The organism is Bacillus sp. FSL M7-1020, assembly GCF_038050415.1.
Taxonomy (GTDB): domain Bacteria; phylum Bacillota; class Bacilli; order Bacillales; family Bacillaceae_G; genus Bacillus_A; species Bacillus_A toyonensis.
In genome coordinates this window covers 94,137-106,272 of sequence record NZ_JBBOTW010000002.1, presented here as the reverse complement: position 1 = coordinate 106,272, position 12,136 = coordinate 94,137, and the positions used below count along the sequence as shown (strand labels likewise).

The following is a 12,136-nucleotide window of genomic DNA, read 5'->3' as shown; positions in this document are numbered from 1 at the left end:
TAATAATTTAAAAGAATGATTACTACATATCTATACCAAAAGCCATTGATATCAGCATTTACGCATGATATCAATGGCTTTTGTAAGTTTAACATTTTGTATGTTTTGTAAAACCAACATTTAATTTATAAATAGTAAACATGTTTAAGAAAAAAGGGGAAAATAAAAGTACCCCCTGACTTTTCTACAAATGAGATGGCAGCGAGCTATAAAAACTTATGCTTAACTTCCTTTTTAATTATTAAAATACCCTTTTAACATGCTTTTTGAGAAACGATTTGGATACAAAGCAACAAGCATTTCATAAGGGCTTCCTTTCCAATAGCGTTTTAAGGGTGTCCATAACTTTTGTTTTATCAGCCATCTTTGATTAAATACTTTTAATAGCTGTTTCTCGTTTAGTTTTTCTTTCTCTTCAATAGTCCACCTTAATGCTTCTAATGCTTTACTTCTAGACCAAAAGCCAACAGGCGTAACTTTAAATTCCCATTCTTTAAAACGTCCTTGATATAAGTCATTAATCATTTTAAATGGACTATTCCCCCACATTAATTGACATGTAGACGCTAATCTGTGAGTCTTTAGCCACTTTATATTGTATACAATCAGTAATTGTTCGGGAGTTAATTTTTCTTTTTCTTCAATAGTCCATTTCAATGCTTCTAATGCTTTTTCTTTTGTCCAGAAGTTATTGGGCGTCATAAGAAATTCCCATTCTTTAAAACGACTGGGGTACAGATCGTTAATCATTGCAAAAGGACTGCTATTCCAATACATCGCCAGGGGGGCACCGAGTTTCGTTCGTTCTAACCATCTTTTACCATATACCCGTAAGAGCTTTTCTTTTGATAACTTTTCTTTTTCTTCAATCAGCCATTTCAAAATGGTTAATGCCTTTTCTTTCGTCCAAAAATTTAAAGGAGTCATACCAAACTCCCATTCTTTAAACTCACTTGGATATAAATCATTTATCGCTTTAAAAGGACTACTTTCGTATCTATGTTTGAGTAAGCCTCGTAGTTTATATTTTACAAGCAATTGAGTGTTCCACTTTTTTCTGATGTCTTCCTTATTCCATTTTAAAATACTATGTAATAAATATGTGATTACTCTGCGAGCCTGTTTATTATCCATATCTTCTTTCCAAGTATTCGGAGGGAATCGTTTCCTTTTTCCATCCAATATTTCTTGATAAATTTCTTCTATCGCAACGGCTTTCATTGACAATATATAAATCCTCCTACATTTGTATTTATATTTATACAGTATTAGCGTTTTAATTAATATATCTATATTAATTAATTTACATGGAAGTATCATTAAAAACAATACATAGTTTGTTTTTTCTTAAAAATCTAATTATTAAACAAATGTATATTTGTTTAAATTTTCTAATTTTTGGTATATACTTAATTAGAATCACTATATCTGTATATTAAGAGTGCATTTGTATGGAGAAGCTTAACAAAAGCGATATCATTCGCACCGTTCCGCAAAATGGTTTCTTTGGACATCCCAAAGGACTATTTACTTTATTCTTTACAGAATTTTGGGAGCGATTTTCTTACTATGGAATGAGAGCAATATTACTTTACTATATGTATTATTCCATTTCAAAAGGTGGCCTAGGGATGGATCATGCTACAGCTGCATCCATTATGGCTATCTATGGTTCGTTAGTTTACATGTCTGGAATTATTGGTGGGTGGATTGCAGATCGCCTACTAGGTTCAAGTAGAACAATATTTTGGGGTGGCGTTTTAATTATGATCGGTCATCTCATATTAGCTCTACCAGGAACGGTTAGCACGTTATTTATCTCAATGGTATTTTTAGTACTTGGAACAGGGTTATTAAAACCGAATGTATCTAGTATAGTTGGTGATTTATATAGTGAATCAGATACTCGTCGTGATTCAGGTTTCAGTATTTTCTATATGGGTATTAATTTAGGGGCACTATTATCTCCGTTTGTGATAGGAACACTTGGTCAAAAGTATAACTTTCACCTTGAGAACGGTCATAAGGCTCAAAGAACTGAGAGTTTTAGATATCAGGTACAAAATTATGATTTAAATACGTTACAACTTTATAGTGCAGATGAAGATTTCCGTATGAGATTGATTAAACATGGATAAATATATTAGTAGGGTTAGGTGAAAAAGCCTAGCGCTTATTTTAGGAGGATATTGCATAAATGGAACGGGTTATACAAGAGTTTTTTTCTCCAAGTAAAAACTATAAGGTTCAAATCATTAAAAGAAAGGATGGTCTATATACAACAGAAGCTTATAGGTGGATGGAGGATTGTGGATATGAATTTTGGAGTTATATATCACAAGGATTGACTTTGATAGATAGTGAGGAACATGCGCAAAAGATTGCTATGGAACAACTAATAGAATGTTCAAGAGAGAGGTTAAAAAATACTTAATTATATTTGTAAAATTTTAAAGGAGTATGATGTTTTATTCTTAGTGAAAGAACACAAATCTTTTGTAAGTGAACCTAGTAGTATTAATTTCTAGATTCATATACTTTTATGAAAATGCATGCAGTAAATTTTGTTTAATCGTATTTATTTTATAGGAATTATGAGGTATACTAAACGTAGGTGCAAAATGTACCAATTGAAAAAGAGTGCATTGCAAAAAAAGGAATCCGTCAAGGATTCCTTTTTTGTTTTTTTTAAATGAAGCAACGTTCTAATTGTCTCTTTCTTTTTTATGAATGAACTACCACCTTATAAACTTAAAATTTATTTTTGGAAAATTGCCATATTCCTGTAACAAAACAAAGGTATGTTATGTGTGAAAAATATAAAGAGAAAGAAGGAAAAGTTGTGAAAAAATTTTTGCCAATTGTTGCGTTATTAGGCATGATGAGTTTTGGAGTACAGGAAATGAATGTAAGAGCTGATACTTATCACAAGAGCGATTCAAAAATTAGTTATTGGGATTCAAAAAGGAAGGGTACTAATTTCATGAATAGTACGTCATTACCTGAAAACTATAAAAGTGCAAGAGAAGCAAATATTGAATATGTTCGTTTAGCACCTGATAAATGGGCAAAAGATAAAGATTTTCTATTTGAGGATAAACCAGATACTTCCGGAAAGGATTTTCTGATAGGTAATGCAGATAACTATCAGGGATTAGTAAAGGAGGATCTAGAAAAATTAAAAGCTGATTTAGATGCTGCCCAATCGCAAGGAATGAAAGTTGTCCTTACAATGTTATCTTTACCTGGTGATCGATGGCGTCAATTTAATAATAACAAGAATGACGACAGAATATGGGAAGAAGAGAAGTATCAAGAACAAGCAAGTCAATTTTGGAAGGACCTTGCTCTGGAACTAAAAGATCACCCCGCGGTGGTTGGTTATAATATTATAAATGAACCACATCCAGAAACAGCTAAAAATAATAGATATAATGATTTTTGGACGGAAGATTACGAGAAATGGTATGCAAAAGTGAAGGGAACGACAGCGGATTTAAATAGATTTTATCAAAAGGTGATTAATTCCATACGTGAAGTAGACCAAGAAACACCGGTTATTTTAGATTCGGGTTTATATGCTACTCCATGGGCCTTTAAATATTTAAAACCAGTAAATGATAAAAAAACACTATACGCATTTCATATGTATGAACCATATGAATTAACGAGCCAAGGTGAAAAACAAAACAAGGAATATCAATATCCAGGATTAGTAAAAGTAGGAGATTTAGAGAAACCTGTAATGTGGAATAAACAAGGATTAGAGAAATTTTTGAAGCCAATCCAACAATGGTCTAAGAAAAACCATGTACCATCTAATCGAATTATTGCAGAGGAGTTTGGAATTAACCGTACTGTTCCAGGTGCTACCCAATACATGCAAGATCTTATTTCTATCTTTAACCAAAAAGGATGGCATAAATCATTCTATGCATTCCGTGAAGACACATGGACAGGGATGAATTATGAATTGGGAACAGAAAAAATAAAATGGGATGAAGAGGGTAAACCGATACGTCAAGATAATTCACTCTGGGATGTAATTAAAAAAGATTTACAGGGACATAAATAGTTTAGAATGTTTGGCTTAAGAATTAGATGCTTTTTATATCAAAAAAGGCGGAGTTGTTTAGTCCTTAACACAATAAAGTGTTAAGGACTTAATACAAGTGTATATTAATGTGCAAAAAGGGCTGCAAGTAATTGGCAGTTCTTTTTGTATGTTAAATAAGACTTGCTGAGGATGTTATGAGAGGAAAAAGAACCCTATAGGGTTCTTTTTCAAGGCATATTAACAGTAAGGAGAATCATGAAATGCTACTTCAAATCTTTATTAGGGGAAAGATTTTGAAAAAGCTTAACATACATCTATTTTTACATAAATGTAATATATAGTAAATTGATAATATTTATACTTACTATTGCTAATATTCAATTAAAATTATTAACACTGTATGTATAGTGTTAATAATCGTTTAGCGTAGTATACATTTAGAAATCCAATAATAGTAATAATTAGTTATATATATATAACTAAGATTTCATGTATTAAAAAAGCTTATAGATATATCATTTCAAAACCTATCTAATATCTAAACGATGTTAATTGAAAATGGGTGTGTATCAACTCTAATAATTCAAATAAAATAAACAAAGACCCTGTAAAAATACAGAGCCGGATACAGGGTTAAGGGAACGCATAGTTTCTTAAAATCATAATAGCATTTATTTTTTGTATAGCCATATCAGGATTTTGACAAAATTAAGAACAAGACAGAAAATCTTTAAGAAGGCGAATATAGTGCTGGAAATTCGGTTTGGAATTAAACTATTAGCATGTTGATATAGATGACAACTTTTGAGTACCTTGATCAAATTGCCTTTATATACGTGGTTTAGATTAGGGGGATAATTGGATCTTACTGAAAAGGAAAAATGTTTTTTAGATTAAAAGAAGAAAAGACACCTTTTGGGTGTCTTTTCTGTAGGTATACAGTTCACATATTACTGAATTAGATACGAAACCATAATTCGACTAAGAAATAAAGCTTAACATAATCTTGACTGAAAAGAATATGTAATATGACATTTTTAGTTTTCATTTGCATTATTGAATATAGAACAGCCATGTAAATAAAAAGGGCGTGCAGTCGTATCTGCCGCCCTTTTTAGGAGGAATTCAAGACACCAGACAGGTATTGGAAAACAGGTTCAAAAATAGTATATGTGAAAAGAAAAAGTCCTATACAAAAAGTAGACAGGGCCTTATCTTTTTACTTTTTCAAAAATGAAATTCTGTCCTTTTTGAAATCATTACAACGCACACTTGGTTTGTAATGAAATGAAAAAAGTATACATGAAAATGGCAGACAACTATTTTGTTGTCTGCCGGTGCCAGTGAATTGAATGAGTTAGTCAATTACAAAAAATTGCTATCCCATTACCAGAAGAGTGAAGCCGCTAGTTCAAACGGCTTAGACATAGTTTGCCTAATAAAGAAAAAATTATGAGTAAAGGTTTTGCTTGCTCTATATGAAAAGATAAATAGATATTCATCAGACAAGGGTAATGTAGCATACCTTGAATAGGGTGTAGGTATGAATTAAGGAAAGGAAGGGACTGACTCAGGATTGGGACTTTCAGACAGGATTTGGAGAGCGGTGGTTGCCTTTGGCATTGCGACTAATATCGCTGCTTGTATATTGGCAGTATACATTCAAAAATATGAGTTAATGATAAATAGCCTTACAAATATTTTATTTTTAATAATTATATCTATAACGTTTCTCAAGATGAAAATTAACAAATGGGTGGCTTTAGGATTTACGTTGGTTGTAATAGAAAAAGGTATTAAGGCAGGATATGACTTCTACACACATGATTACTATAGTGTCAGCTGGAGTTTAGCTATTATTGTCTATTGTATATACGAGATGAAAAATTATTATATTGAAACAAATAAATAGCCGCAAAAATAAGGTGTTAGTAGGTGGAATTCTTATTAAAATATACAATATGCAAGGGACGTTATATAATAATTAAATTTGAAAAAGTAAGATGGGTGTAAATCAAGATACTAAAAAAGACACTACAAGAGTGTCTTTTTTTTGAAAATACTCTATAATTAACTTTGGGGAAGGTAATGTTAGAGTATTCGTTTAGCGTTATCTTTATATTTGATAAACCATGAAATCGAGAGATTTTGTGGTTTATTTTTTGAACAATAGATTTTACAGTATTGGCATTGCGCTATTGATCGTTAGAAGCATTTGGAGAAGTAATATTAAAAGTCTAACATCGAATAACGGTTCCTAAATATAGCGTTACGAAATGATCTCCCATATCCCAAACGGTACTTGCATGTATATAGCCCTTAAAGCCTTCTGAAGAATAGTAAATGTCTTTTGGTATACTTTCTTTAGATTGGAAATGTGCTTTAGAGTACTTTACATAATGGTTTTTAATAACTTTTGATTCAGGAACAATGGTATTTTTTTGTTCCAATGCTTGTCTAGCACTAGAAAGTGGTATGAATTTGACAGTGTCTTGGTAATTATGATCTAAGGTGTCAGCTTGTACACTGTGTGACGAAACAAATACGCTTAAACTACTTCCCGCGATTAATGATGCAAATGCTAACTTTGAGAATTTTGTTAATTTACTCATTCTATAATCTCCTTTTCATTATTTTGTAAGGTATCTCCTTACACCTCACAGTCTATATCCACTACAAAAGGGTGTACATATATATTGATAGACAAATTTCTACAAAATAACTCATGTTTTGGGTTTTGTGTATAATAATCCAATGTTTAATAATTTATCAGAAGTAAAAAGGTAAGTCTTATATAAAAGAAAACGAATAATTTATGCAGAGCTTGTATATAAAATTATTGTTTAAATATTCTAAAATGAGTTGATAAAGGTGTGGGGAGTTTTTTTAGAAAACAAATAATTCCATAGGTGAAACTTGGAAGAAAGGTTCTCTTTTTGAGTTTTTATAATGTAAAATAACTAAAGAATTAAGTACAAGCACACATTTTAAATAAAAGCTCTGTTAAAGATAAATGTTGATATTTGAAACCAATCCGAAATCTTAGTATTATTGTATAAGAACAAATATTCGGGATGTATTAAGGTTGAGCAAAGCGTTCAGTAATCTATGGAAACATATTCGTGATTTGTCACATAGAGAGAGCAAGTGTTTCAATGGGTAAAACGTTATGTTGAGCCTTTTTTCTCTGTCGGTGGTCGTCTAATCAATGAAATGACTGATGCTTATGATAGTTTGCGTCTAGCAACATTCAGTGTATAAAAGAATGAGTTAAGAAAAGGGTGAAATATTGGATAAGTCAAAATGGATGCCTTTAAGTAATGTTGATGATGATGAGGAAATTTGGGCAGGAGCAAGAGTTAGGTTGTACAATGTTGGTATGAATAGAGAAGACAAAGAAAATGATTTCTATGAATATATTATTTCTTATATCTACGACAACAATAACTACTTACAACTAACTAATTTAACAACAGGAAAAGCAGGTTATATTATTTGTGTCATTGAAAAAGAATTACCAAATAATTATGCTTTGGGCAAAACGTTAAAGCAAAGAATAGGATTAGAAAATACCTATTTTAGATTTGAATGTGAATAATCAACAACTAAGGGAAGAACCAACTCTAAGGTATCTCCCCATATTTAATACTTTTTATCAATAATCAATATTAACAGAGCCTAATTGCTGAAAGTGAGAAGAATGAATAACATTCTTCTCACTTTCAGCAATTAGGGTGGCATATGCATAAATATGCGTTTGAGTGGAATTTTGGATGAAAAATCCACATGCATAGTATAACAAACTACATAAGGTAGATTATATGTAATATTGCATATAGGGAAAGATTCTTCTGTAGAAATAAAATTTACACTAAAATATTTATTTATTATAAAAAGGTAATGTATCATTGGATTTTATATCTATAACTTATATATACGTGTTACAATGAAGTTCTCCAATTTATTTTATTCTCCTATATAGAATTTATGGTTTATTTATCCCTTACAACAAAATCGGCCGTAGTAAATGATTCATGAATAGAGTGATGCATTTAGAATGGTTCAAAGGCTGTTAAACATAATCATGCAAAGAATAAATTTACGTAGCTACGTTTTAGAGAATTTATTATGGTAAAGATTTCATCCGATTTGAATAGCGCTAAATTAAACTTTTTATCCAATCAAGGTTATGTTTCATCCATTTTATTGGGAACAATTCGTAGGTTTAGAATTGCTGAATATGGAAAGATAACATACTCGAAAGGAGGATAGATAAAACGCTGCCTGTGAAATCTAAATCACAAAATAAGAAAGTACAGATAATAGGATTTAATAGGGGTTTCATTTCGAATGGTACCATAAATGAATGTAGAGAAAATAAAGGAGAAAAATTTAAATAAACTATTTAATTAAGTAGTATGAATGAAAAGGAGAAGTATCTAGTGTTAAATATAAAAGAAAGAATTGGGCAAATAAAGCTTAAAACGAAGTTGTCTATGGCATTTATCGCCATATTAATTATACCTAGTCTTATTGTAGGAGTATCATCTTATAATAAGGCAAAAACTGACCTTAATGAAACAATCCTACAATCAGCAAATGATAATGTAAGTATTTTAGATAAGATTGTAGATGATGAATTAGAAAATAAGCATACAGATGTAACCCATTTTGCAAAGTTATTTACACAAGGTGATTATAATCCTGAACAATTACAAAATGTTCAGAGTAAATTTGATCAGTATATACAGTTACATCCAGAAATAGAAACAATTTATACGGCATCCAGTAATAATCAATTTATTCATGCACCTGTAGGGAAAATACCAGAAGGGTTTAATCCGTTAGAAAGTAGTTGGTATAAGGATGCGGTAAAAGCAAATGGAGAGATTATTGTTTCATCTCCATATAAATCAAAGGCTACAGGAAATATGGTAATTGCAATTGCAAAGCAAAATGCTGATAAAAGTGGTGTCATTGGTGTGGACTTAAATATTGATGATATCGTAAAAACTTCTAAAATGATAAAAATAGGAAAACAAGGCTTTGTATCTATAGTAAGTCAAGATAAGACTATAGTTGTTCATCCATCGCTTAAGCCAGGTGAGAAATTAGAGAAATCATTAGCAGATGAACTATACAAGAAAGAAAATGGAGTAATTACTTATAGCCTTAACGGGGAAGATCGAAACATAAGCTTTAAGACAAACAAAAAAACAGGTTGGAAAATAGCTGGTGTAATGCCTATTAAAGAGGTTGAAGAGGCTGCCAATCCTATTTTTTATAAAACGCTCACTATAATAGGGGCTTCATTGATGTTAGGTGGAATTGTAATTTTCTTCATACTTAGATCTATTATTACTCCACTAAGACAATTAGTTATTTCAGCTCAAAGGATTAGTCAGGGAGATTTAACTGAGAAAATAGATATTCGTTCAAAGGATGAACTTGGTCAATTAGGTGGTAGTTTTAATACAATGGCAGAGTCGTTACGTAATATAATTTCTCAAATTAACACATCTGCAGGACATGTGGCTGCTTCGTCTGAGGAACTAACTGCAAGCGTAGAGCAAGCAAGCGTTGCGACAGAACAAATTACAAAAGAAATGGAAGAAATATCGAATAGTGCAGAAGTTCAAAATAATGAAGTTGCGTCTGGAGCGAAATTAATTGGTGAGGTAACGCGTAATATTCAATGCGTAGCTGATAATGCTTCTGAAGTATCGGCCTCATCCTTATACACAAAACAAAAAGCAAATGAGGGTGAACAATTAGTAGAACAAACTGTAACACAAATGCAGTCTATACATCACTCTGTTTCTCAATCCGATAATGTAATAAAATTATTAGATAAGAAATCTCAACAAATTGGAAGTATATTAGAAGCGATTCAAAATATTGCGGAACAAACAAATTTATTAGCATTGAATGCAGCGATTGAAGCAGCTAGAGCAGGTGAACAGGGGCGAGGATTTGCAATTGTCGCCGATGAAGTTAGGAAGTTGGCGGAGCAATCATCTGAATCTTCAATGGAAATTGGAAGTTTAATCAATGAAATACAAGCAGACGTACATGAGACTGTAAAAGCTATGAATGAAGTAGGAGTAGAAGTACAGTCGGGAATTCAGGTTGCGAATGACACAAAACAAAGTTTTTATGAGATTTCAAAATCTGCAAATGATATTGTATCAAAAGTGCATGGTATGGTGAAACTATCAAATAAAATGACAACTGATGCAATGAAAGTCGATACATCAATTGATCAAATAGCTATGGCTGTAAAAGAGAGTTCTTCAAGCATGCAAACGATAGCTGGCTCATCTGAGGAACAACATGCTTCTATGGAAGAAATAAATTCTTCAGCAATACAATTAGCACAGATGGCGGAAGAACTACAAGAGCTAATCGGTGGGTTTAAGATATAAGTTCAGATTCTAGGATAGAATACTAGAAAGCGTGTTAAAGAACGGGAATTAGAAATCTTATATCATAGTAAAAATTATAGTATGTATTTTCTATATTTGTTTTATAAAAAGATTAACTACTTTAGAGGGTAGTTAATCTTTTTTAATGCATCGCAAATTTTGAAGTATAAAACTTATGTTAAAAAAAAGAAAGCTGCAGAAAAAGCACAGTTCATATTTCGGCATGTAAAAGCCCTCCAAATGGAGGGCTTTTACATGCACTTACATTAAATTTGTTGTGGTGCACCACCATAATCGCCAATACTATATGAAGGAGTAGGGTAATGTCCATGAGTAGCAAGCTGATCTGTTTTAGAATAATGAGAAACTCCTACCGTTAACGCTCCAATCAAAGCAATACCAGATAATACTAAGCTAAATTTTTTCATTATTTTAATACTCCTTTTTCGATTGATTTTCGTCTTGCTTGATAACAAATTTGGAAATAGTCACTTACCTTTTTGTGATTCTCTAATTGTCTACATTTTGTAGCAAATAATTCAGCGTATTCGACAACATATTCCCATAACTCTTCTTTCTCAAAGTATAAGATTCCTTCTTGAATGATTTTTTCTAATTCTTCCAATGGAATGTTTTCGTTTAATCTTTTTAAAATAAAGAAGTGATGTATATATTCCTCGTTATGAATTTCTCTGCAAATCTTTAATCCCTTATCAATAAGTGTGCTAGCTATCGATTGTTCCCCTAATTTATAATGTTCCTTAGCTTGTAAAAAGATAGCCTTAAAGTGTGTAGGGATTTTATCTGTTACTTCTGAAAGATGACGAATAGCTAAAGTAGACATGCTTTGATCAGAATAGAGCCACCCTATGGTACTTTTTACATATAACAAGGAATCTACCTCCTTATTACTTTTGAGTAAATCAATTGCAGAATATAGATATTCTTCGGCTTGTTCGTACTGCTTTAAATAGATACAGCAGCCACCTAGTAAGCTATTACAAAAAGCTGTTTTTACTTTATAACCTTCATACTTCGAAAAGATTGCTCTCGATTTATTTGCGTATTCAATAGAAGCAACCATATTATAGGTATGATGATAAAAAGTGGCAATTCTATAGTAGAATTCAGCATGTTCAATTTCATCTGGTATATCTACTAATAATTTTTCTGCCAGTTTATAATGTTCTTCTGCCTCAGTATAATTTGATATAAAAGTGGAATGAATGGATTTAAAAAAGTGATAATAGAAGCGTAGAAAACGATCTGAAGGCATATCATAATCGCTAATAGCATCAAAACTATTTTGTTGAATACCAAGGCTATCTGTTAAGACCGTATAGCGAAATTCAAGTAGTGAGTAATACAGTAACAAATTTTGATCCTGACGTTCTTGATTCGGCTCAATGCTTAACTTACTAATCTTTTCATCAATTTTCTTTTTTAGATTAGTAGCTTTTATAACTTGTTGAGATAGCATAGATCGATACCAGTCGTTCAATAGAGAGGTTAATTGCTCATTTTCTTTTACTGGAACACTCATTATATACTCCCCCATCCTATAGAAATATCCTAATCCAATTTAATTGTAACTATCATAGCAAAATAGGAGTAAAAATAGAGTGATTTTACAACTTTTTCAAGAAGATTCAGA

General features: G+C 31.5%; 9 protein-coding genes and 2 pseudogenes. 7 read left to right on the top strand and 4 right to left on the bottom strand.

The genetic code is table 11. From position 1 onward, the window contains the following. Positions 1-234 precede the first annotated feature (234 nt). Positions 235-1,227 carry a DUF4046 domain-containing protein gene (locus MHB70_RS27155; RefSeq protein WP_061530376.1) on the bottom strand — a complete coding sequence of 331 codons (993 nt, stop codon included), beginning with the start codon at positions 1,225-1,227 and terminating at the stop codon, positions 235-237. A gap of 224 nt (positions 1,228-1,451) precedes the next feature. Between MHB70_RS27155 and MHB70_RS27150 the strand changes: the two are divergent. The 4 genes and pseudogenes from MHB70_RS27150 to MHB70_RS27135 form a co-directional block, all read left to right on the top strand. Next, positions 1,452-2,021: pseudogene (locus MHB70_RS27150) on the top strand (peptide MFS transporter); the annotation flags it as partial. Positions 2,022-2,197: 176 nt separating this feature from the next. Continuing rightward, the gene (locus MHB70_RS27145) at positions 2,198-2,434 is read left to right on the top strand and encodes a hypothetical protein (RefSeq protein ID WP_061530377.1); all 237 of its coding nucleotides are present in this window, start codon (positions 2,198-2,200) and stop codon (positions 2,432-2,434) included. Positions 2,435-2,806: 372 nt separating this feature from the next. Then, positions 2,807-4,075, top strand: coding sequence for a glycoside hydrolase family 5 protein (locus MHB70_RS27140; protein WP_061530378.1), 1,269 nt, complete (start codon positions 2,807-2,809; stop codon positions 4,073-4,075). Positions 4,076-5,633: 1,558 nt separating this feature from the next. Next, entirely contained in the window at positions 5,634-5,969 is a 336-nt protein-coding gene (locus MHB70_RS27135) for a hypothetical protein (protein WP_061530379.1), read from the top strand. A gap of 325 nt (positions 5,970-6,294) precedes the next feature. Here the strand turns inward: MHB70_RS27135 and MHB70_RS27130 are convergent, their stop codons facing one another. Beyond that, positions 6,295-6,669 (bottom strand): hypothetical protein, encoded by a 375-nt coding sequence (locus MHB70_RS27130; RefSeq protein ID WP_061530380.1) that lies wholly within the window; start codon positions 6,667-6,669, stop codon positions 6,295-6,297. Positions 6,670-7,142: 473 nt separating this feature from the next. Between MHB70_RS27130 and MHB70_RS27125 the strand changes: the two are divergent. The 3 genes and pseudogenes from MHB70_RS27125 to MHB70_RS27115 all read left to right on the top strand — a co-directional run. Beyond that, positions 7,143-7,279: pseudogene (locus MHB70_RS27125) on the top strand (IS1595 family transposase); the annotation flags it as partial. 85 nt (positions 7,280-7,364) lie between these two features. Next, positions 7,365-7,655 carry a hypothetical protein gene (locus tag MHB70_RS27120; protein ID WP_061530454.1) on the top strand — a complete coding sequence of 97 codons (291 nt, stop codon included), beginning with the start codon at positions 7,365-7,367 and terminating at the stop codon, positions 7,653-7,655. 844 nt (positions 7,656-8,499) lie between these two features. Continuing rightward, positions 8,500-10,482 carry a methyl-accepting chemotaxis protein gene (locus MHB70_RS27115; protein ID WP_061530381.1) on the top strand — a complete coding sequence of 661 codons (1,983 nt, stop codon included), beginning with the start codon at positions 8,500-8,502 and terminating at the stop codon, positions 10,480-10,482. A 266-nt stretch (positions 10,483-10,748) separates the two neighbouring features. Here MHB70_RS27115 and MHB70_RS27110 read toward each other — a convergent pair whose 3' ends face one another. Further along, on the bottom strand, positions 10,749-10,910 hold the full coding sequence (locus tag MHB70_RS27110) for a hypothetical protein (RefSeq protein ID WP_061530382.1): 162 nt from the start codon (positions 10,908-10,910) through the stop codon (positions 10,749-10,751). Then, positions 10,910-12,025 carry a response regulator aspartate phosphatase gene (locus tag MHB70_RS27105; protein ID WP_061530383.1) on the bottom strand — a complete coding sequence of 372 codons (1,116 nt, stop codon included), beginning with the start codon at positions 12,023-12,025 and terminating at the stop codon, positions 10,910-10,912. Before MHB70_RS27105 ends, MHB70_RS27110 begins: the two co-directional genes overlap by 1 nt. Positions 12,026-12,136 lie beyond the last annotated feature (111 nt).

Excerpts from the sequence above, each read along its gene's own strand:
- MHB70_RS27145 (WP_061530377.1), top strand. The coding sequence starts at position 2,198 with ATGGAACGGGTTATACAAGAGTTTTTTTCTCCAAGTAAAAACTATAAG.
- MHB70_RS27140 (WP_061530378.1), top strand. The coding sequence starts at position 2,807 with ATGTGTGAAAAATATAAAGAGAAAGAAGGAAAAGTTGTGAAAAAATTT.
- MHB70_RS27130 (WP_061530380.1), bottom strand. The coding sequence starts at position 6,669 with ATGAGTAAATTAACAAAATTCTCAAAGTTAGCATTTGCATCATTAATC.
- MHB70_RS27120 (WP_061530454.1), top strand. The coding sequence starts at position 7,365 with ATGCCTTTAAGTAATGTTGATGATGATGAGGAAATTTGGGCAGGAGCA.
- MHB70_RS27110 (WP_061530382.1), bottom strand. The coding sequence starts at position 10,910 with ATGAAAAAATTTAGCTTAGTATTATCTGGTATTGCTTTGATTGGAGCG.
- MHB70_RS27105 (WP_061530383.1), bottom strand. The coding sequence starts at position 12,025 with ATGAGTGTTCCAGTAAAAGAAAATGAGCAATTAACCTCTCTATTGAAC.